This window comes from Desertibacillus haloalkaliphilus, assembly GCF_019039105.1.
GTDB lineage: Bacteria > Bacillota > Bacilli > Bacillales > KJ1-10-99 > Desertibacillus > Desertibacillus haloalkaliphilus.
In genome coordinates this window covers 31,279-51,396 of record NZ_JAHPIV010000007.1, presented here as the reverse complement: position 1 = coordinate 51,396, position 20,118 = coordinate 31,279, and the positions used below count along the sequence as shown (strand labels likewise).

The 20,118-nt window shown below is 40.2% G+C and carries 20 protein-coding genes, 1 pseudogene and 1 riboswitch; of the genes and pseudogenes, 10 read left to right on the top strand and 11 right to left on the bottom strand.

Going from position 1 to position 20,118, the window contains the following annotated elements; translation table 11 throughout:
* Positions 1-42 precede the first annotated feature (42 nt).
* The 5 genes from KH400_RS09185 to KH400_RS09165 are packed head-to-tail and all read right to left on the bottom strand — an operon-like array spanning position 43 to position 4,588.
* Positions 43-1,095 carry an ABC transporter substrate-binding protein gene (locus tag KH400_RS09185; RefSeq protein ID WP_217224141.1) on the bottom strand — a complete coding sequence of 351 codons (1,053 nt, stop codon included), beginning with the start codon at positions 1,093-1,095 and terminating at the stop codon, positions 43-45.
* Positions 1,092-1,847 carry an ABC transporter permease gene (locus KH400_RS09180; RefSeq protein ID WP_438821112.1) on the bottom strand — a complete coding sequence of 252 codons (756 nt, stop codon included), beginning with the start codon at positions 1,845-1,847 and terminating at the stop codon, positions 1,092-1,094. The genes KH400_RS09185 and KH400_RS09180 overlap by 4 nt, the downstream gene beginning before the upstream one ends.
* Positions 1,841-2,617, bottom strand: a complete 777-nt coding sequence (locus KH400_RS09175; protein WP_217224139.1) for an ABC transporter ATP-binding protein — start codon at positions 2,615-2,617, stop codon at positions 1,841-1,843. Before KH400_RS09175 ends, KH400_RS09180 begins: the two co-directional genes overlap by 7 nt.
* Positions 2,610-3,284: a thiaminase II gene (gene tenA, locus KH400_RS09170; RefSeq protein ID WP_217224138.1), complete on the bottom strand. Its 675-nt coding sequence runs from the start codon at positions 3,282-3,284 to the stop codon at positions 2,610-2,612. Before tenA ends, KH400_RS09175 begins: the two co-directional genes overlap by 8 nt.
* An 11-nt stretch (positions 3,285-3,295) precedes the next feature.
* Positions 3,296-4,588, bottom strand: a complete 1,293-nt coding sequence (locus KH400_RS09165; protein ID WP_217224137.1) for an acetylornithine deacetylase — start codon at positions 4,586-4,588, stop codon at positions 3,296-3,298.
* A 174-nt stretch (positions 4,589-4,762) separates the two neighbouring features.
* A riboswitch (TPP riboswitch) is annotated at positions 4,763-4,861 on the bottom strand.
* 378 nt (positions 4,862-5,239) lie between these two features.
* Between KH400_RS09165 and aceA the strand changes: the two genes are divergently transcribed.
* Positions 5,240-6,529, top strand: a complete 1,290-nt coding sequence (aceA, locus tag KH400_RS09160; protein ID WP_217224353.1) for an isocitrate lyase — start codon at positions 5,240-5,242, stop codon at positions 6,527-6,529.
* A 170-nt stretch (positions 6,530-6,699) separates the two neighbouring features.
* Here aceA and rraA read toward each other — a convergent pair whose 3' ends face one another.
* Positions 6,700-7,179 (bottom strand): ribonuclease E activity regulator RraA, encoded by a 480-nt coding sequence (gene rraA, locus KH400_RS09155; RefSeq protein WP_217224135.1) that lies wholly within the window; start codon positions 7,177-7,179, stop codon positions 6,700-6,702.
* A gap of 332 nt (positions 7,180-7,511) precedes the next feature.
* Here rraA and dapD point away from each other — a divergent pair, with 332 nt between their 5' ends.
* The 4 genes from dapD (at position 7,512) to KH400_RS09135 (ending at position 11,058) form a co-directional block, all read left to right on the top strand.
* On the top strand, positions 7,512-8,234 hold the full coding sequence (gene dapD, locus KH400_RS09150) for a 2,3,4,5-tetrahydropyridine-2,6-dicarboxylate N-acetyltransferase (protein WP_217224133.1): 723 nt from the start codon (positions 7,512-7,514) through the stop codon (positions 8,232-8,234).
* A gap of 29 nt (positions 8,235-8,263) precedes the next feature.
* On the top strand, positions 8,264-9,478 hold the full coding sequence (locus KH400_RS09145; protein WP_217224131.1) for an aspartate aminotransferase family protein: 1,215 nt from the start codon (positions 8,264-8,266) through the stop codon (positions 9,476-9,478).
* Entirely contained in the window at positions 9,475-10,602 is a 1,128-nt protein-coding gene (locus KH400_RS09140; RefSeq protein WP_217224130.1) for an N-acetyldiaminopimelate deacetylase, read from the top strand. The genes KH400_RS09145 and KH400_RS09140 overlap by 4 nt, the downstream gene beginning before the upstream one ends.
* Before the next feature lie 207 nt (positions 10,603-10,809).
* The gene (locus KH400_RS09135; protein ID WP_217224129.1) at positions 10,810-11,058 is read left to right on the top strand and encodes a YkuS family protein; all 249 of its coding nucleotides are present in this window, start codon (positions 10,810-10,812) and stop codon (positions 11,056-11,058) included.
* Between the two features lie 14 nt (positions 11,059-11,072).
* Here the strand turns inward: KH400_RS09135 and KH400_RS09130 are convergent, their stop codons facing one another.
* Positions 11,073-11,912, bottom strand: coding sequence for a mechanosensitive ion channel family protein (locus tag KH400_RS09130; RefSeq protein WP_438821111.1), 840 nt, complete (start codon positions 11,910-11,912; stop codon positions 11,073-11,075).
* 362 nt (positions 11,913-12,274) lie between these two features.
* Here KH400_RS09130 and KH400_RS09125 point away from each other — a divergent pair, with 362 nt between their 5' ends.
* The 4 genes from KH400_RS09125 (at position 12,275) to KH400_RS09110 (ending at position 15,507) form a co-directional block, all read left to right on the top strand.
* Positions 12,275-12,820 (top strand): peroxiredoxin, encoded by a 546-nt coding sequence (locus KH400_RS09125; protein ID WP_217224127.1) that lies wholly within the window; start codon positions 12,275-12,277, stop codon positions 12,818-12,820.
* Positions 12,821-12,918: 98 nt separating this feature from the next.
* Positions 12,919-13,371, top strand: a complete 453-nt coding sequence (locus KH400_RS09120) for a redoxin domain-containing protein (protein WP_217224126.1) — start codon at positions 12,919-12,921, stop codon at positions 13,369-13,371.
* Between the two features lie 115 nt (positions 13,372-13,486).
* Positions 13,487-14,731, top strand: coding sequence for a peptidoglycan recognition protein family protein (locus KH400_RS09115; RefSeq protein ID WP_217224124.1), 1,245 nt, complete (start codon positions 13,487-13,489; stop codon positions 14,729-14,731).
* Between the two features lie 110 nt (positions 14,732-14,841).
* A complete protein-coding gene (locus KH400_RS09110) occupies positions 14,842-15,507 on the top strand; it encodes a potassium channel family protein (RefSeq protein WP_217224122.1) in 666 nt (221 codons plus the stop codon).
* 160 nt (positions 15,508-15,667) lie between these two features.
* Here the strand turns inward: KH400_RS09110 and rnjA are convergent, their stop codons facing one another.
* Both rnjA and KH400_RS09100 read right to left on the bottom strand, forming a co-directional pair.
* On the bottom strand, positions 15,668-17,335 hold the full coding sequence (gene rnjA, locus KH400_RS09105; protein WP_217224121.1) for a ribonuclease J1: 1,668 nt from the start codon (positions 17,333-17,335) through the stop codon (positions 15,668-15,670).
* A gap of 3 nt (positions 17,336-17,338) precedes the next feature.
* Complete coding sequence (locus KH400_RS09100) at positions 17,339-17,548, bottom strand: DNA-dependent RNA polymerase subunit epsilon (protein WP_217224119.1); 210 nt, start codon at positions 17,546-17,548, stop codon at positions 17,339-17,341.
* Between the two features lie 442 nt (positions 17,549-17,990).
* Here KH400_RS09100 and KH400_RS09095 point away from each other — a divergent pair, with 442 nt between their 5' ends.
* The gene (locus KH400_RS09095) at positions 17,991-18,764 is read left to right on the top strand and encodes a Cof-type HAD-IIB family hydrolase (RefSeq protein ID WP_217224117.1); all 774 of its coding nucleotides are present in this window, start codon (positions 17,991-17,993) and stop codon (positions 18,762-18,764) included.
* Between the two features lie 128 nt (positions 18,765-18,892).
* On the opposite strand, the gene def is transcribed toward KH400_RS09095, so the two are convergent.
* Both def and KH400_RS24060 read right to left on the bottom strand, forming a co-directional pair.
* On the bottom strand, positions 18,893-19,441 hold the full coding sequence (def, locus tag KH400_RS09090) for a peptide deformylase (RefSeq protein WP_217224115.1): 549 nt from the start codon (positions 19,439-19,441) through the stop codon (positions 18,893-18,895).
* Between the two features lie 271 nt (positions 19,442-19,712).
* Positions 19,713-19,799: pseudogene (locus tag KH400_RS24060) on the bottom strand (YjcZ family sporulation protein); the annotation flags it as partial.
* Positions 19,800-20,118: the final 319 nt, after the last annotated feature.

Sequence of the window (20,118 nt, the reverse complement as noted above, 5' to 3'; positions counted from 1 at the left end):
ATTTGGTGATGATCCCAGTGGCATAATGGTCGTTCGTTAGACTTAATCTAGATTAATAAATATGTCATCAACGTTTGGCTCGTCTTCAATAAGCCCTGCGTCACTTAACCAATCAATGGTTTCTTGCCATGAATCTTTTGTTTGACTTCCGAACGGTTCAGTATCCGTCTCCATCATGTCTAGTAAAATTTCGATACTTTGCTCTTCAACCTCTCGAACGAGTGGGAAGTTTGCTTGATCTTGGTTGTCGAAGAGAATGTTCAAGCTTTCTTCTGAGTTCTCTTTCATAAATTCATAGCCTCTTGTTGCTGCTCGCCAAAAGGCCTCAATATTTTCTTTTTCGTCCTCAAGTGTATCTTCATTTGTGACGATTACTAACTCATAAAACTCAGGAACACCAAAATCAACAGGATTAAAATAGCGAATGTCATGGCCTTGGTGTTCAAGCACTGGAAACTCGTGGTTGATATATGTACCAACAACAGCATCGACGCGTTCGCTCACAATCGCAGCCCCGAGTTCAAAGCCAACATCAATCATTTCTACGTCTTCAAAGTTTCCACCATCTGTTTCCACCATCGTTTTTAGAAGTGGTTCATTGACAGGAATACCAGGGTATCCGACTTGTTTTCCTTCAAGATCGGCAGGAGACTTGATGTCACTTTCAGCTAATACCATCATATGGTTTAATGGTGACCGTACAATTGATGCAATCGAGACCACAGGAACGTCGGTCGCGCGTGCCATGATCACATCTGGTTGATACGTAATTCCTAATGTGACACCGCCCGAGGCAGCCAAATTAATTGGATCAGTCGGGTTAGCGGGGAAGACGACCGATACGTCAAGCCCTTCATCTTCAAAATAACCTTCTTCAAGTGCCGTGTAGATATAGGAATGAACGGCGTTTGGATACCAGTCTAACATGATTTCAAGCTCGCTTAATTCACTAGCTTCATTTTGCGACGTTTCAGTCGATTCGTTATCATTGTCAAGATTTGGTTCGACGGCTTCGTTATCCGTTTCGTCTCCCCCGCAAGCTGTTAGACCAAGGACAAGTGAGAGAGAAAATAAAAAGGTTGATAGTTTTTTCATGAATGTTTCCTCCATTTTAAGGTGATTTTTTCTAAAGCTTTTACTAGTAAAAATAATCCAATCCCTAAGATCGATAACCAAACAATCGGTGCAAAAACACCAGCTCCATCAAATTGGGTCATCATCCTGCGACTAAAGTAACCAAGCCCTGCGTTAGCCCCAAGCCATTCACCGATCGCTGCACCGATGACGCTTAAGGTGACCGCAATTTTTAATCCCGAGAAAAAATAGGGGAGGGTTGATGGAACTTGAACTTTTAGAAAGATTTGTTTTTTCGTTGCTCCCATTGTTTTCAAAAGTTCCGTGACATCTTTGCTTGTCGAACGCAGTCCATCAAAGGTGCTGACCGTAATTGGAAAAAAGGTAATCAAAATGGTGACAACGACTTTACTCCAGATGGAATACCCAAACCATAGTGCGAAAATCGGAGCAAGTGCGATAATTGGTATCGTCTGCGATGCGATAACGATCGGAAAAAATGTTTTTTCAGCGAGCGTGCTTTGGTTCATCCAAACAGCGAGGGAGACGCCAAAGACAATCGAGATCAATAGACCGATCACAATCACTTGTAAGGTTGCCGGTAGATGAACGAATAATAGCACATCATTTAATTCAATCATTTTTTCAAGGATTGCACTAGGTGTCGGTAGAATATAGGTTTTATCATAGATGCTAGCACTAATCTCCCATAGCGTAATAAGTACGAGTACGAGAATGATTGAGAGCCAATAATTTTGAAGTGGTTTCATAATTTCACCTGTTTTCGTAGTTGCTGCAACAATTCCCGCTTTAATTCAACCATAGTCGGCTCGCTCATTTTTTCGATTGTTCGTGGTCGCTTTAGTGGGACGTGTATCTCTTCATAGCTTGAAATGGGTCGAGCGGAGAAGAGGAATATACGATCAGATAGCAATAATGCTTCATCAACATCATGAGTAATGAAGATAATGGTTTTCTTTGTCTTTTCCCATTGTTCAAGCAGCCATTCTTGCATGGTTAAGCGGGTCATCGCATCTAGTGCACTAAATGGTTCGTCAAGTAGCAGTATGTTGCTACCACTTAGCATCGCACGTAGAAAAGAGACACGCTGTCTCATCCCTCCTGATAGAGCTTGTGGATAATGATTTTCATAGCCATTAAGCCCAAAATCTTGTAAATGTTGTTTGGCTAGCTGTTTTGCTTCTTTTTTATTTGTGCCTTTTAGTTCGAGTGGTAAGGTAGCATTTTCTAAGATCGTTCGCCACTCAAGCAGTAGGTCCTGTTGTGGCATATAACCGACTTTTCCTAAGCGGTTTGATGAAACCTCATTATGAAGCGAGATTGTACCAGCAGTAGGTTGTTCAAGGCCTGTAATTAACCGAAAAATCGTACTTTTCCCAGAGCCACTTGGACCAAGCAAGCTAATAAATTCACCTTCATTAACTGAAAGTGCAAGTGAATCGAGAACTAGGGAAGAGGTTTGTTTTTGCTGTGGTTCGTAAGAGAATGATACGTTCTCAAACGCAAGAGCCTGTTTACTCATCTGTTGGCCACATTTCTTGTTTATAAGACATATCCCAAAACATATATTCATAGCGACTTGTTGTTAAAAAGATCTCTTCGAGTCTAGCAAGTTCTTTTTCAGTTGCACCTACTGTTAATTCATCAATTAAATCAATTAACCACACGGCTAATTCTTCGAAATCTTCTGAAGCGTACATCTTTACCCATTCACCATAAAGCTCGTGATCGCTAGCTCCAGGGATTTTACTTAATTCTTTTCCAATTTCAAAATAGCTCCATGTGCAGGGAAGTACGGCTACGATTAAGTCCGTTAATGATCCGCGTTGGGAGATGTTTAACATATAACCGCTATAAGCAAGTGTTATGGGTGCCGCCTTCGTTTCTTCCAATTCTTCTTTACTGATCCCAAGTCTCTTCGCGTATTCGCGGTGAAGATCCATTTCAATATTTAAGGTTGCATCAAGTAATTTCGCAAATGTCGACATGGTCTTAAGGTCATGTGCTTTTAAACTACCAAGGGCAAACAAGCGAGAATAGTCGATGAGATAAAGATAATCTTGACGCATAAAAAATTTGAATTTGTCAACATCTAAAGTACCATGGCCGATGCCTTGGACAAAGGGGTGATCATGGCTCTTTCTCCATACGGTTTCTGCACTTTTATGTAGTCGGTCTGAAAATTTCATCGTAATCACTCCTAATTATGTTTAGATTTTTTTGTATGACACCACTCATAGATAAATTGAATCATTACTTTTGTAAACTGAAGAAGTTGGTCAATCGGGACATGTTCATTAACTGCGTGTGCGTTCTGCAAATCACCAGGCCCATAGATGACAGTCGGAATGCCGGCTTCAGCTAACCAGCCGCCATCAGTGACAGTAGGTGACATCCCAATAGTTGGTAAAGTACCTGTTGAGTGTTGGTGTGATGAAGCAAGTGTTTTAAGCCCAGGCCACTCGTTATTAATCGCTAATGAAGGAAAGATCTCTCCGCGATCTTCAATCATTGATTGACCACCCCAATCAAATGTCGGAGGGTGTTCGCGTAGCCATGGATCAGCAGCGGCAACGTTCAAAACATGCTCTTCAATTTCTTTAATAATGTCCTCATGATTTTCATCAGGATAGAAGTGGACGGTAATCCATAGGGAACACTTGTCGGCAATAAATGCTGCATGCCTACCACCTTCAATGACAGCTGGGTTAATGGTATTCATTCCAGCAGGGAACCCTGGGTATGATTTTGTTACCGCCCAATGCTGTTCTAGCGATTGTAACCCTTCAATAATTTTCATCATCTTTTCAATCGCGCTTGCTCCAAACAAGCTTCCGCCGGCATGAAGCATGTTTCTTCTTGTTGCATCGTGAAAGGTTTTCGGACTTTGAACAGTAATCCATCCCGTGATTACACCGCCTTGACCTTGGATGTGACAGTCAGATGTGTCGACGACAACCGCAAAATCGGCATCATAACCTCTGCGGCAACATTCCAATGTTCCTGCTTCTCCAACTTCTTCGCCGATGACAGATTGATAGATAAGATCCCCTGGCAGTTTGACACCTGCTTCCTTAAGAAGTTTAATCGCAAATAGCGAAGCGGCTTTTCCAGCCTTCATATCTGCAGTTCCGCGTCCATAGATGTTGCCATCTTTAATCACGGGATCGAAAGGGTCAGTGTTCCAGCCTTCACTATCATCAACTTCAGCAACATCGATATGACCATTAATAATGAGGCTATTGTAGTAATCAGGTTCTGTCCCTTTTAATGTTCCGACTACGTTAGGATCTCCTTTGTATACATCCCATTTATCAATAGAGAAGCCGAGGTCTTCTAGGTAGGAGGCAATGTATGTTTGAGCAGCTACAGTGTTGCGAGCGGGTGGACTTGGTGTTTTATAGCGCACTAATGCCTGAACGAGCTCAAGTAGTTCATCTTTTCTGTTGTCTACTTCCCGTTGAACCTGATGGGGGTCAATCGTCTGTTTCATATGTTTCACTCCTTTTTGTTTGTTATGAGTTTGTAGTATGTAGGTTCTTGGGAGATTTAATGTTGCTATGGCTATAAACCAAAAAGAAAACCACTCCAACATAAGGAGTGGTTTGGTTTAACAATTGGACATGGACCAATGTCAATCTATTCAGAAAACCATTGATCGATGTACGATGTATCCCATCCACTTCCCTACGCTAGTATTATCTAGATCAGGTTAAGGGTTAAGGCGAAGGCCTCTCTCAGCACGATGGCACCCCTAGTGGTCATCTTTTAAGTTAACAACAAAGTAACATAGTTTACTATTTAATACAAGGAAGAAGTGAGAGACCTAACAATCGGTTTATTATCTGAATATTTAAACTTTTATTTAAAGATGAGAAAATTCTAAAAAGTGGTTGTATTTTACAAAAGTCTGTTATATTATAATACCAGAAATAAAAACACTGTATTAACACAGCGAGAAAGAAATTTACTACATACCATTAAGTTGAAGGTAGGGGTGATTGCTCAGATTAGGAGATTTCGTGTGATTGGCCAGCTGATAAGCTAAATGTTTAATGCAGACGATCGCGTGAAAGCTATTGTAGTCGTCGGGACTGAATGTAGAGGGGAATCATTTAATTTCAAAAAAGGGAGATGGAGTATTATGACAAACGTAAACATTCAAGAGGAAGCTAGAAAATTACAAGAAAGCTGGGAAAATGATTCACGCTGGAATGGCATCGAAAGACCATATTCAGCTGAAGATGTCATTCGCTTACGAGGCTCTGTTCAAATTGAACATACACTTGCTCGTCGTGGAGCGGAAAAGTTATGGACGTTAATTAATGAAGAACCATTTGTAAACGCACTAGGTGCCTTAACAGGTGGGCAAGCGGTACAACAAGTAAAAGCTGGCCTTAAGGCGATCTACTTAAGTGGCTGGCAAGTGGCGGCAGATGCAAACTTAGCTGGACAAATGTATCCTGACCAAAGCTTGTATCCTGCAAACAGTGTACCTCAAGTCGTAAAACGGATTAATCAATCATTACAACGTGCAGACCAAATTCAACACCTTGAAGGAGAAGGTGACATTGATTATTTTGCTCCGATCGTTGCTGATGCTGAAGCTGGATTCGGTGGTCAATTAAACGTATTCGAACTAATGAAAGGTATGATTGAAGCAGGCGCTGCTGGCGTTCACTTTGAAGATCAGCTGGCCTCTGAGAAAAAATGTGGTCACCTTGGTGGTAAAGTATTAATCCCAACGCAAACAGCGGTACGTAACTTAACGGCTGCTCGACTAGCTGCAGATGTAAGTGGTGTTCCAACGCTTCTAGTTGCAAGAACAGATGCGGATGCTGCTGACTTAATTACTTCAGATGTAGATCCGACAGATCACGAGTTTATTACAGGAGAGCGTACGCCAGAAGGATTCTATCGTACAAATGCTGGTATCGATCAAGCGATTGCACGTGGGTTAGCTTATGCGCCATATGCTGATTTAATCTGGTGTGAAACATCAAAACCAAGTCTTGAAGAAGCACAAAAATTTGCTGATGCGATTCATGCGAAATTCCCAGGCAAAATGCTTGCTTATAACTGCTCACCTTCATTTAACTGGGAAGCAAACCTTGATAAAGATACGATTGAAACATACCAAGTTGAACTTGGTAAAATGGGCTACAAGTTCCAATTCGTTACGCTTGCTGGTTTCCATGCTCTTAACCATAGCATGTTTGAACTTGCTCACGGCTACAAAACTCGTGGAATGGGTGCATACTCTGAGCTTCAACAAGCTGAGTTTGCTAGTGAAGCAAAAGGATATTCAGCAACACGTCACCAACGTGAAGTTGGTACAGGGTATTTTGATGAAGTTTCTCAAGTTGTTTCTGGTGGCACTTCTTCTACAACAGCACTTAAAGGTTCAACAGAAGAAGCGCAATTCCAAAAGTAATCACGATTGATTATCTCTCTCATCTCATCATATATTATAGAAAGACTCCGTTTTGATCGCGGAGTCTTTTTTTTGTGTGAGAATAGGTGTTGTCCGATGTGTTCTATAAACAGAGGTGGTTATACCACCTCTGTTCTATTACAATATTCAACGTTCAACAATATTTTTCGTTAGATTAATTTTCGTTCAGCGAGCAAAATACCATCTTCATCAGCATAAACATATTGGCCAGGAGACCAATCCACTCCGGCAAATTGTACGGACAGGTTTTCGTATCCTTTCCCTTCTTTTATACTTTTAAACGGGTTTGTCCCTAAGGCGAAGACGCCGATGTCCATCTCATTGATCTCTCCTGAATCTCGTATACACCCATTAATGATCACACCAGCAAGCTTTCTCTTAACTGCAATTTCAGCTAAGTTATCTCCCATAAGTGCGCAACGACGTGAAGCCCCACCATCTACAACAAGTACACTTCCTGATGGAATCGTTTCAAGTGCTTTTTTTACTAAAACATTGTCTTCAAACACTTTGACTGTTACGATCGGTCCAGAAAAATTTCTCTTCTTACCAAATTGATTAAAGAGCGGATCAGCTAACTTTAGTTCATCACGGTAATCATCACATAAATCGGCAGTATGAAAACTCATCGGTTCATCCCCTTTTTAAAATAGTTATACATAATTAGAAATTCGCTAAAATATGGCAAATTCCTGCTTAGTGATCAGGCTAATCTTCTTGTGGGAGAATGTCACAAACGTGCTTGGCTCTTAGGATTCATGATGTAAAAAGCATTTAAAGGTGGAATTCTTTTTTAGCAATTCGTAGAGGAAAGTGAGCATTCATGGTAAAATCGAAGGTGCTATGATAATGATTCGAACAATTGTGAGTGTTTTCGTACTTATGATTGCATTTTTTAATTGGAATAACTATCATGGTATAGAAGAAAAAAACATTTACATATTAAGAAGGAGGCAATCCCATGAAAATGATGGATGCAAATGAAATTATCTCATTTATTTCAAATAGTGAAAAATCAACACCAGTAAAAGTACATATTAAAGGTGAATTAGAAGGACTTACCTTTGGTGAATCGACAAAGACGTTTGTAACTGGAAATACAGGTGTCCTTTTCGGTGAATGGAAAGAGATCGAACAAGCACTAAAAGAAAATGAAGCAAAAATTGAGGACTACGTCGTTGAGAATGATCGCCGTAACTCTGCCATTCCTTTGCTTGACATGAAGAACATTCAAGCACGTATTGAGCCTGGTGCGATTATTCGTGACCAAGTGGAAATTGGGAAAAATGCGGTCATCATGATGGGAGCATCAATCAACATCGGCTCTGTAGTTGGTGAAGGTACAATGATTGATATGAACGTTGTTATGGGGGGACGTGCAACAGTAGGAAACAATTGTCACATTGGTGCAGGGTCTGTCCTAGCAGGTGTGATTGAGCCACCATCAGCGAAGCCTGTTATTGTAGAAGATGACGTAGTTGTTGGAGCAAACTGTGTGATCCTTGAAGGAGTAACTGTTGGGAAAGGGGCAGTTGTTGCAGCCGGTGCGATTGTAACAGAAGATGTTCCTCCGAATACGGTTGTAGCAGGTACGCCAGCACGTGTCATTAAAGAAATTGATGAACAGACAAAAGGGAAGACAGAGATTAAAACAGAACTTCGTCGTTTGAATGAAGATAACTAATTCGTGATTGATATGAAGGAGGCATGAACATGACTGACTGGAAAAGCCTCGATCAAACCTATATCATGTCGACGTACAACCGATTGCCGATTGCCATTGAACGTGGTGTCGGCAATCATTTGTATGATGTGGATGGTAAAGCTTACCTAGATTTATTTACAGGTTTAGCGGTCAATATTTTAGGGCATTCACATCCGGCAATTGTAAAAACAATTAAAGATCAAGGTGAGAAGTTTTTACACATATCTAATGTGTTTTTGAACCCTCCTGCGATTACATTAGCAAAAACGCTTGTTGAGAATTCAATTCCTGGCAAAGTGTTTTTTGTTAATTCAGGCGCAGAAGCAACCGAAGCGGCGTTAAAACTGATTCATAAATGGAAGCAAACGCTAGAGAGCGACCGTGATGGGATTGTCGTTTTAAAGAAGAGTTTCCACGGACGGACTTTAGGGGCACTTAAGCTAACCAGACAGCCAAATGTGTATCAAGACTTTCCGGTGACATCGACACCTGTCTATGAGGTGGACCCTGGTGATTTAGAGCAAGTCGAAGAGCTTTTTAAAACGAAAAAGCCATTAGCAATTTTGATGGAGCCTGTGCTCGGATCTGGTGGAATTGTTCCGCTAGAAGCAGATTACTTACAAGGGATTGAAAAGCTTTGTAAAGAGCATCAAGTCCTATTCGGGATTGACGAAATTCAAACAGGAATTGGTCGAACTGGAAAATTATTTGCTTATCAACATTCGAACATCACACCTGACTTGATTTTATTTGCCAAAGGCGTTGGTGGAGGCCTGCCATTAGGGGGATTGATCTCTGGTGAGAAACTTGCAAATCTGTTTCAGCCTGGTGACCACGGAACAACCTTTGCACCATCGCCGCTAAGTGCTGCACTTGGTAATACGGTCCTCGATGTCCTCTTACATGAAGGACAGTTGCAAGCTGGCAAGGAACATGCTGATTACTTATGGGGACGGTTGCTTCATCTTAAGGAAAGTTACCCAGCGCTAATCGAAGATATCCGGGGTATAGGAATGATGATTGGGATTGCAACGAAAGAAACAGCAGCAAACGTTAAACAATTCCAAAAGCAAATGTTAGATGAAGGGTACCTGATTGATGTCACGCAACAAACGATCGTGCGGCTGCTACCGCCGTTAACGTTAACGCGTGCAGAGATTGATGATTTCATAGTAGCCTTTGAAAAAAATTTAAATGCAATTAAAAAAGAGGTTGCCAAATGAGTGTAGTTGATCCATTTCTAACCATTCGTAGAAAGCTTCATCAGATCCCTGAACTAGGCTTTGAAGAAGTGAAAACACAAGCGTTCCTTCTAGAGTATATTGAAACGTTACCAAAAGAATCTATTGAAGTGAAAACGTGGAAGACGGGTATTTTTGTAAAAGTGAACGGTACGAACCCGGCAAAAATGGTAGGTTATCGTGCGGATATGGATGGACTGCCCATTCGTGAACAGACAAGCTATTCCTTCCAATCAACGCATGAGGGCAATATGCATGCATGTGGTCATGACTTGCACATGACGATAGCACTTGGGATCCTAACTCACTTTGCGAACCACCAACCAAAAGATGACTTATTATTTCTGTTTCAGCCGGCTGAAGAAGGGCCAGGTGGTGCCCAGCCGATGATGGAAACAGAAATTTTCCAAGAATGGAAACCAGATATGATCGTTGCACTACACATTGCGCCAGAATATCCGGTAGGGACGATTGCGACGCGTGAAGGCTTGCTATTTGCCAATACTTCTGAACTATTCATTGATTTAAAAGGAAAAGGTGGACATGCCGCCTATCCGCATACGGCCAATGATATGGTTGTGGCAGCAAGTCATCTCGTAACACAATTACAAACCATTGTTTCACGTAACGTTGATCCACTTGATTCCGGTGTCGTTACGATTGGCAAAATTTCAGGTGGCACAAAGCAAAACATTATTGCAGAACAATCACGAATTGAAGGAACGATTCGAACGCTTTCGATTGAATCCATGACAAAGATTAAATCGAGAATAGAGGCATTAGTAAACGGAATTGAAGCTGGATTTGAATGTGATGCTGTCATTGATTATGGGGCGAATTACCGTCAAGTGTATAATGAGCATGCGTTGACTCGAGAGTTCCTTGAATTCAGCCAAGAAAAGGCGGGCGTTGATGTCATTGAATGCCGCGAAGCAATGACAGGCGAAGATTTTGGCTATTTCTTAGATGAAATTCCGGGTTTTATGTTTTGGCTAGGAGTCGATACGAACCATGGCTTACATGACGCGAAAATTGAGCCATCGGAAGAAGCGATCCCGGTTGCGATAAAACATATGATCGACTACCTATCATGGAAAGTCTCCTAAACTAAATATAAGAAGCATTAGTAAAACGCTCAGGAGGATGTTATTCTGAGCGTTTTTTTATGAATTACATTTCTATTGACCAAGAGTGGATCAGAAAGTTCTTAAATAACCGAATTACAGTAATGCGAAAAGTGAATCCGTATGATTTTGCTACTTCTGGTCACACTAGTAACGAATGGTTTTAAAAGTTTATTGGAGGTGTTTTTCATGCCTAAAGTAGGTATTGAGCAGTCGTTAACAAATGTACAAGAAGAACTACAATCAAGAGGGTATGATGTTGTCCAATTAAAGCAGGAACAGGATGCTAAAGGTTGTGATTGCTGCGTGATCACTGGGCAAGATGAAAATATGATGGGGATACAGAATACAATAACAACTGGGTCAGTTATTAATGCACATGGCATGAATGCTAATGAAATCTGTGAACGTGTTGATCAAACATTACAAGGTAAATAAGAAAAGGACAGCCTTTAGTGCTGTCCTTTCTTATCGTTTTTTGTAAGGTATACTTGATGAGGGAATGGAATTTCAATGCCGTTTTCATTTAAAGCTTCCTTCATTGCTTTACGAAGTTGTCGTTCTACAGCCCATTGCGACATATTTTCCGTCTTCGCAATTACCCGGATCACTACATCGGAAGAACCGAAACTTTGAACACCAATGACGTTCGGGCCTTCTTTAATTGACTCATCTTGTCTAGCGACATCGTCACAAGCCTTTTGTAATACATCAATAGCTTGATCAATATCATCATCGTATGAAATGCTAATGTCAACAAGGGCACGCATATTGCCGCGTGAATGATTACTAACATTACTGATTTCGCGATTTGGAATAAAGTGAAGTGTACCATCAAAGCCGCGAAGCTGTGTCGTACGTAACCCAACTTCTTCGATGACACCATCAACGCCTGCCATTGTTACATAATCATCGACTTCAATTTGTTTTTCTAATAATAGGAAGAACCCTGTAACAATATCACTAACGAGCCCTTGAGCACCAAAACCGATTGCTAGTCCGATAATACCAGCACCAGCGATGAGAGGGGCAATATCAAGACCGAAAATACCAATGAGAATGGTGAAGAAGATAAAAATTAATGCATAAGAGAAGACATTAATCGCTAATTTTTGCAGTGTTTTCATTCGACCTGCTGTCATCTGTCTCTGTTCCGCCATTTTAGTAAAGCTTGTTGTAATGAGTTTCTTTCCAATGGCTTTTGCAATTAGAAATATAATGATAAGTAGAAGGATTTGGAGAATGATAACTAATGCTCCACTTATGAAAGAAGAATAATCGATATTTTTAATATAATCCAATGTTTAACACTCCTCTGTTTATTATACTTTTAACGTAACCGCTAATCCTCCCAACTAAAACCTAAACAAAAATGTTTAATTAAGAATAACGAATATACTATCATAACTGTTCTCGTAAGAAAAGGATGTCACTTCAGTAAGAGTGGTCTTTTTATTGATGGAATGAATAAATGAAGGAAGAAAAAGCATAAGATTGAGGTTTGAGTTGATGAGAAAACGGGTATAATACCTTTAGTGTTATAAAGAGGGGAACATTAGTAATTTAAACTAATTATTATTTAATATAGGTAATTTCTCTCTTATAATCATTACTATAATCAAAATATTTAATAACTATTAGGAGGTATGTACATATGACAGATAAGCGTATGGTTGCAAAGCAGGCGCCTCGTTTTGAAATGGATGCAGTATTACCTAACAAGGAATTTGGTAATGTAAGCCTTGAAGAGAATATGAAAAATGACAAGTGGACAGTTCTATTTTTCTATCCAATGGATTTCACATTTGTGTGCCCAACGGAAATTACTGCAATGAGTGATCGCTACGATGAGTTTGAAGATTTAGATGCAGAAGTTATCGGTGTGTCTACAGATACAATCCACACTCACAAAGCGTGGATCAACACACCTCGAGACAGCAATGGTTTAGGCGAGCTGAAATATCCACTAGCTGCAGATACAAACCACCGCGTATCTGAAGATTATGGCGTTCTTATTGAAGATGAAGGTGTTGCACTTCGTGGCCTATTCATCATTAGTCCAGAAGGTGAATTAATGTATTCTGTTGTTAACCATAACAACATTGGACGTGACGTTGATGAGACGCTACGTGTACTTCAAGCGCTTCAAACTGGTGGACTGTGTCCAGCAAACTGGAAACCAGGTCAAGAAACATTATAATTCGATCATTTGAACATATTATAAGTGTGGATATAAAGGTCTAGCAAACATGTTAGGCCTTTTTCTAACCGTTTTTTACACATAAAGGAGGAAGCAATATGGCGTTAAAATTACGTTCTCCAATGCCTGAACTAGAAGGAGCTACAACTTGGTTTAATGGTGAGATCTCAAAAGAGCAGTTAATTGGTGATAAGCCGACATTGATTCATTTTTGGTCAATTAGCTGTGGTTTATGTAAAGAAGCGATGCCAAATGTAAATGAATTTCGTGATAAGTACAAAGATCAATTAAATGTAATCGCTGTTCATATGCCGCGCTCTGAAAAAGATCTAGATCTTGATGAAATTAAACAAGTAGCAGATGAACATGATATTTCACAGCCGATCTTTGTTGATAATGCACATAAATTAACCGATGCATTTGAAAATGAGTATGTACCTTCCTACTACGTTTTTGATGCTGAAGGTCAACTTCGTCATTTCCAGGCTGGTGGTGGTGGCATGAAGATGCTAACCAAACGAGTAAATCGTGTGCTTGGGATTAAAGAATAAGGTTTAAAAAAAGCGATTTTTATCGCTTTTTTTATGACTTCTTTTAAAAAATTTTCCTAGAACAATCACCTATGAAAGCTGTAAGTTATATATATACAATGAGGTGATTGCTGAAATGGAAATTATCGATAAACGAAATCAACTAACACAAAATCGAAATCGAAGTTATCGTCAACGTTCTAGAAATGCAATACAAAATATTGCGATCCATCATAGTGCAACGACATCAGGAAGTGCAGAAGCTTTTGCACGCTATCATGTAAATAATTTAGGATGGCCAGGAATTGGTTATCATTATGTCGTTGATAAAGATGGCACGATCAATTGGTGTCATAATGCTGAAGTTGTTAGTTATCATGTAGGTAATAGCAATGGTCGAGCAGTTGGTATTTGTATGGTTGGTGATTTCACTCAGCAATCATTAGGTGAAGCGCAGCGTAATGCAACCTTGGATTTAACATTGATGTTAATGGATCAGTTAAATATTTCAGTTGAAAATGTGTGGGGACACATCGAATTTCCAGGTTATGAGTGGAAACAGTGCCCATCAATTAACATGGAAAACTTTAGAAGAGAGCTTGCAGAACGGGCTGGTGAAGATATTAGTGGCTCATATCGCTCTCCTAATTACGTTGCCGGTGTCCGTCAGAGAAATTATTTAAGCCGTGGCGACCAAGGAGACGATGTTTTAGCTTTGCAAGAGCGTCTAAATGAACTTGGATTTAAACCTGGGCCAATTGATGGCATTTTTGGACCACAAACGTATGATGCTGTGCAACGGTTTCAGAGAAGTGCAGGTATTGGTGTAGACGGGATCGTCGGTCCAGAGACTAGGACTGCTCTCAGTAATTACGAAGGTAATGGAAATGATGAAGAAATCGAGCATGCATCACCTACGGATGAACCTGACGAAAGTGAAGAGCGGTTTAATAGTGAATCACGCCGGATGTTACGTCACATTCGTCCGATGATGCGGGGAGAAGATGTTCGAGAAGTGCAGCAAAAAGTTGGAGCGATGGTTGATGGGGTGTTTGGTAATGAAACGGAACAAAAAGTTAGAGAGTTTCAACGTCAACATGGCCTTTCTGTTGATGGCATTGTAGGACCGCAAACTTGGCGTGCGCTTGACCGAGTCAACGGAGATAATCAACCCTCTTACCAGCGCTTACTATCGTTGCAGTCACCTTATATGCGTGGAGATGATGTCAAACGAGTTCAACGTGAACTTAACGTTGCTGTTGATGGCCTGTATGGGCCGGTTACGGAGCGTGCAGTTCGAAATTTCCAACGACAAGAAGGAATTAGTGTAGATGGGATCGTGGGACCGCACACGTGGTCGCGGCTATTTCCGGGAGGATAATCCTCTTGTCATGGTTATGTCCCTACTCCAATTTTCATCTTGATTTGAATGTGGTAAGATATTGTAAAAACGTACGCAAATGAGAAGAAGTTAGCACTGGGGGCATAATCGTGAAAAAGCAATTTGCAGTCATCGGATTAGGACGTTTTGGGGGTAGTATTTGTAAGTCGTTAAGTGACCAAGGGATGGATGTTTTAGCGATCGATAACAATGAAGATCGAGTGAATGAATATAAAACTATCGTTACACATGCAGTTGTTGCTGATTCTACTGATGAAAAGGCGTTAAAAAGCGTGGGGATTAGGAATTTTGAACATGTAATAGTCGCGATTGGAGATAACATCCAAGCAAGTATCTTAACGACTCTTATTTTAGAAGAAATGGGTATTAAGCACATTACCGTCAAAGCCCAAAATGATTATCATGAAAAGGTACTTAGTAAAATAGGTGCTGACCGTATTGTTCATCCAGAAAGAGACATGGGAACAAGAATCGCTCACCACATTGTTTCGAAAAATGTTCTAGATTATCTCGAACTCTCCGATGAATATAGTATTGTTGAGTTGATTGCTGGTTATAAAATTCACGGTAAAACATTGATTGACCTTGATATTCGGGCAAACTACGGGTGTAACATCATGGCCGTTAAGCGAGGTAAAGAAATTCATGTGTCACCTAAACCAGATAAAGAAGTGCGGCGTGGTGATATTTTAATCATTATCGGTGCAGATCAAGATATTCAGCGATTAGAAAAGGGTATATTAGATGTAGACTAAAAATGAGCTTAGGGGAAATTCCCTAAGCTCATTTTCTTGTCTAGCTCAGGCGCCATCGGTTCGAGGTCACTTCGCTCTGTCAAGAGAAGCAAAGAAGCGCTTCTGCTTGTCAGATCTCCTTTGATGGTGGCCGATGAACGGGAGCCTTGCGCATTTCAGTTTAAACTTCCATGATGATTGGTAAGATCATCGGTTTTCGTTTTGTCTTTTCATATAAAAATGGCCCTAACACATCTGTAATTTCATTTTTGATTTCAGACCATTGAGTTGTTTTGCGCTCCATCACATCATTAATATGCTTTGCTAATAATTTCTGTGCATCATAGATCAGATCACTAGATTCACGCATGTATACAAACCCTCTTGAAATAATATCAGGCCCCGCAGTGACTTTAAACTCTTTCATGTTTAAGCTAACAACAACGACGACAAGCCCTTCTTCAGAGAGTATCCGGCGATCGCGTAGAACGATGTTACCGATATCGCCAATGCCGTGACCATCGACATAGACGGCTCCAGATGGGATTTTACCAACAATCCCAGTTTCGTCAGGGTGGAGGGCCAGTACTTCGCCGTTGTCCATGATAAAGCAATTTTCTTCTGGTACACCACAATCCTGAGCTAAGTGTGTATGCATTTTTAACATGCGATACTCACCGTGAATGGGCATGAAGTATTTTGGTTTCATTAAACGAAGCATGAGCTTCTGTTCTTCTTGTCCACCATGACCAGAAGTATGAATATCATTTAATGAGCCATGGATAACTTCTGCTCCTGCACGGAATAGCTGATTAATGGTTTTGCTAACGCTAAGCGTGTTCCCTGGGATCGGTGAAGATGAAAAGACAACGGTATCTCCAGGGATAATCTGAATTTGTCGATGTGTCCCAAAAGCAATTCTTGATAGGGCAGCCATTGGTTCACCTTGACTCCCGGTACATAAAATGGTCACTTGATTATCAGGAAGCTTGTTCAATTGAGATGGTTCAATGAATGTATTTTTCGGTGCTTTAATATAGCCTAGTTCTTGTCCAATTGTCAGCGCTGATTCCATACTACGACCGAATACAGCGACTTTTCGATTGTTTTTAACGGCAGATTCTACGACTTGCTGCAGTCGGTGAATGTTAGAAGCGAATGTAGCAAAAATAATTCGGCCGTCCACTTTACGAAAGATAGAGTCAATGCTTTCACCGACTTTGCGCTCTGACATTGTAAACTCAGGGATTTCACTATTTGTACTATCTGATAATAAACAGAGTACGCCTTCTTCACCGATTTTCGCCATCTTCGTAAGATTAGCTGCTTCACCAACAGGAGTGAAGTCAAATTTAAAATCGCCTGTATGAACAACATTGCCCGGAGGTGTCTTCACGACAATTCCATAAGAATCTGGAATGCTGTGTGTTGTTCGGAAAAAGGATACCGAAGTTTTTTGGAATTTTACAATTTGATCTTCGTGAATTTCGTGTAACTTCGCCCGCCTGAGTAGACCGTGTTCTTCTAGCTTTCCTTTTAACAGTCCTAATGCAAGCTTTCCGCCATAAATGGGGATATTAACTTCCCTTAACAAGTAAGGGATGCCGCCAATATGGTCTTCATGGCCATGGGTAATAAATAATCCTTTAATTTTGTCTTCGTTCTTTGCCAAGTACGTATAATCAGGGATGACATAATCAATCCCTAATAGCTCATCTTCAGGGAATTTAATACCAGCATCAATCAAAATGATTTCGTCTTGAAACTGGACGCCGTATGTGTTTTTGCCTATTTCTCCTAGTCCGCCTAGGGCGAAAACGGCTGTTTGATTGTTTTTAATTTGCTTCATATATTAAAACGTCTCCACTTTAAAGTCTTCTTTTTGTTGTTCATAATCGAGATAGGCACCTGTTAATGGTGAAATGAATTCAATGTTATAGTTTTTTTCAGCGAGCTTTCGGCGAACATCACGCACGCTGTCGGCTTCGATGAACAATGAGTGTGTATTCTCACGAACGGGTACTTGGTCAAATGAATCTTGATAATAAACTTTATAAATCATGCTTTGTTACCTCTCCTTGTAAAACGTATTATTATATGTCTTTCATTATAAAGGAAATTGGATTGTTTTTCATGTTTAATTTTTTAACTTGTGCATTTGCCACTCAGATTTTTATTAATTCCCTCATGTCATCCTTGCCTTTTCGCTACAATCTAAAACCTTTTATACGCTTGAAAGATTCTTATTTGGTAATAAATCCTTGACTCGTTTTAATATCCTTCTTTTCATTCGTTTAAACATTTTGATCCACTCCTTTGACTATAGATTCGTCTCCTGATTTGTTTTTAGTATGTGTTGAAAAAGCTGCACTTCTACAAGGAAATTAATGCCGGAAGGAAGTAAACACGAAATCTTTCTTTTTTCTAATGTATCCTTCATACTAATGTTGGTGGCAATAAACAATAGCAATACAGAGGAGAAACTAGTAAAGGGGAAAAAGTCTATGGCAGAGAAAATGGTGTTTTTCGATATTGACGGTACACTTGTGGATGATCATAAAGAAGTGCCAGCCTCAACAAAGGAAGCCATTATAAATTTGAAACAGGCAGGTGTTCATGTTGCTATTGCGACTGGGAGGGCGCCATTTATGTTTAGAGAGCTCCGATCAGAATTAGGGATTGACTCGTATATAAGTTTTAATGGCTCCTATGTCGTATATGAAGGGGAAGTAATTTATAAGCAACCGCTTGATAAAGATCACCTTTATCGCCTAGAAGGGCAGGCAAGTGAGAATGAACATCCGATGGTTTTTTTAAATCACGAAGTTGCACGTGCTAATGCTGAGGGACATACACATATTGATGAATGTATGACTGGATTGAAGTTACCTTATCCACCATATGATCATACGTTTTATCACAACGAAGAGATCTATCAGGCTTTAATTTTTTGTGAACGTCAACAAGAGCATACATATGTAGGAGGACCTCACTTATTTGATTTTGTCCGGTGGCATCAATTTTCCATCGACGTTTTACCGAAAGGTGGCTCAAAGGCAAAGGGGATCGAGCAATTATTACGTAAAAATTCAATCAAAGTGGAAAATACTTACGCGTTTGGTGATGCATTAAATGACTTAGAAATGCTTGAACTTGTTGGGACAGGTGTGGCGATGGGTAATGGATTAGATGAAGTTAAAAAAGTCGCCAATGTTGTCACTTCTGATGTCTCAGGTGATGGGATTTTCAATGGCTTAAAGAAAGTTGGATTATTATAGAGGATGTTCAAAAAGTCCGGTAAAATGACTGTCGAAGTTCTTCGTTGAGCTGCACGTGCGCTACACACATATTATAAAATGGAAGAGACGTGTGAAAAGTTATGAACTTTTCACACGTCTCTTTTTACTTAAAGTCCTTTTGGTAGCTCGCGCTTCATTTTGTCTTTTAAGCCCTCGATGCGATCATAAAACATAATGCCATTTAGGTGATCAATCTCGTGTTGGAAAACGATGGCGGGTAATCCTCGCAAACGTAGAGAAACTTCTTCCCCTTCAAGTGTCATACCTTGTACTGTGATCCGTGCATATCTAGGTACTATTCCGGGAACTTCACGATCTACAGATAAACAACCTTCGCCGTTTTCCAAATGAGTCATTTCAACAGAGTGACTTACAATCTTTGGATTATATAAACCGTAACTGTATAGCTTTTCCTTTTCATCTTCAACATGAACTGCAATCATTCGTTTACTAATACCTATTTGTGGTGCCGCTAGTCCGACTCCTGGGCGTAAATCATATTTTTCAGCCACTTCAGGGTCTTGGCTGTTTTTAACAAAATCAAGCATTTGTTGTAGGATTTCTTGATCCTCATCGCTTGCGGGAAGGTTGACTTCGGCGGCGACTTTTCTTAAAACAGGATTACCTTCGCGAATTACATCTTTCATTGTTAACATTCACATTTCACTCCTTATTCGATATCAATGACTATATGTATAAAATAACTAGAAATCAAGACCTCTTTAGTATATCAAATTGATTAAGATGAAAAAACTGAAGCTTTCATGAGGTTGCAAAAAATACGATTTTCACTTTTTAGCAACCTCGAAGTATTGTGCGAAGCCGTTGCCATTTTTAAAAGCTTGCTACGAGTGAGTTTCTCGTAGCAAGCGCGCAACGTGCGAAGCTATTACAATTTCCTTTCATCGCTCCCGCTTTTTTATGCCTCTAACAGGCACCGAACCGTGATGCGCCAACGATGATTAACAGAATAAATAACACAACGATTAACGCAAATCCTCTGCCGCGTCCATAACCTGGCCCGTATGCAGGTGCAGTTTGATATCCGTATCCATATCCACAAGGGTCATAGCAATGCATGAGAAAACCTCCTTTTTGTAATCATCGTCGTTTTGACGATTCACTATTACATTATGCTAATTGGAATAATGTGGGTGGACGCATACCCAAAAATTGAGAAAGCAAAGCTATTAAAAATGGAAGGTTGCGTGGGGGAGAAATGTAAAATGGGGTACTATGAGAAGAAGTATGAAATATACTATATAGACAATCTTTGAATCGTCAAGCATATAGAAGTTATCAGGTTGTTGCTCGGTTATTGTCAATGAAAATA

Bases quoted from the DNA above. Each gene is read 5' to 3' on its own strand.
- KH400_RS09185 (WP_217224141.1), bottom strand. From the start codon at position 1,095: ATGAAAAAACTATCAACCTTTTTATTTTCTCTCTCACTTGTCCTTGGT.
- KH400_RS09175 (WP_217224139.1), bottom strand. From the start codon at position 2,617: ATGAGTAAACAGGCTCTTGCGTTTGAGAACGTATCATTCTCTTACGAA.
- tenA (WP_217224138.1), bottom strand. From the start codon at position 3,284: ATGAAATTTTCAGACCGACTACATAAAAGTGCAGAAACCGTATGGAGA.
- KH400_RS09165 (WP_217224137.1), bottom strand. From the start codon at position 4,588: ATGAAACAGACGATTGACCCCCATCAGGTTCAACGGGAAGTAGACAAC.
- aceA (WP_217224353.1), top strand. From the start codon at position 5,240: ATGACAAACGTAAACATTCAAGAGGAAGCTAGAAAATTACAAGAAAGC.
- rraA (WP_217224135.1), bottom strand. From the start codon at position 7,179: ATGAGTTTTCATACTGCCGATTTATGTGATGATTACCGTGATGAACTA.
- dapD (WP_217224133.1), top strand. From the start codon at position 7,512: ATGAAAATGATGGATGCAAATGAAATTATCTCATTTATTTCAAATAGT.
- KH400_RS09145 (WP_217224131.1), top strand. From the start codon at position 8,264: ATGACTGACTGGAAAAGCCTCGATCAAACCTATATCATGTCGACGTAC.
- KH400_RS09140 (WP_217224130.1), top strand. From the start codon at position 9,475: ATGAGTGTAGTTGATCCATTTCTAACCATTCGTAGAAAGCTTCATCAG.
- KH400_RS09135 (WP_217224129.1), top strand. From the start codon at position 10,810: ATGCCTAAAGTAGGTATTGAGCAGTCGTTAACAAATGTACAAGAAGAA.
- KH400_RS09125 (WP_217224127.1), top strand. From the start codon at position 12,275: ATGACAGATAAGCGTATGGTTGCAAAGCAGGCGCCTCGTTTTGAAATG.
- KH400_RS09120 (WP_217224126.1), top strand. From the start codon at position 12,919: ATGGCGTTAAAATTACGTTCTCCAATGCCTGAACTAGAAGGAGCTACA.
- KH400_RS09115 (WP_217224124.1), top strand. From the start codon at position 13,487: ATGGAAATTATCGATAAACGAAATCAACTAACACAAAATCGAAATCGA.
- rnjA (WP_217224121.1), bottom strand. From the start codon at position 17,335: ATGAAGCAAATTAAAAACAATCAAACAGCCGTTTTCGCCCTAGGCGGA.
- KH400_RS09100 (WP_217224119.1), bottom strand. From the start codon at position 17,548: ATGATTTATAAAGTTTATTATCAAGATTCATTTGACCAAGTACCCGTT.
- KH400_RS09095 (WP_217224117.1), top strand. From the start codon at position 17,991: ATGGCAGAGAAAATGGTGTTTTTCGATATTGACGGTACACTTGTGGAT.
- def (WP_217224115.1), bottom strand. From the start codon at position 19,441: ATGTTAACAATGAAAGATGTAATTCGCGAAGGTAATCCTGTTTTAAGA.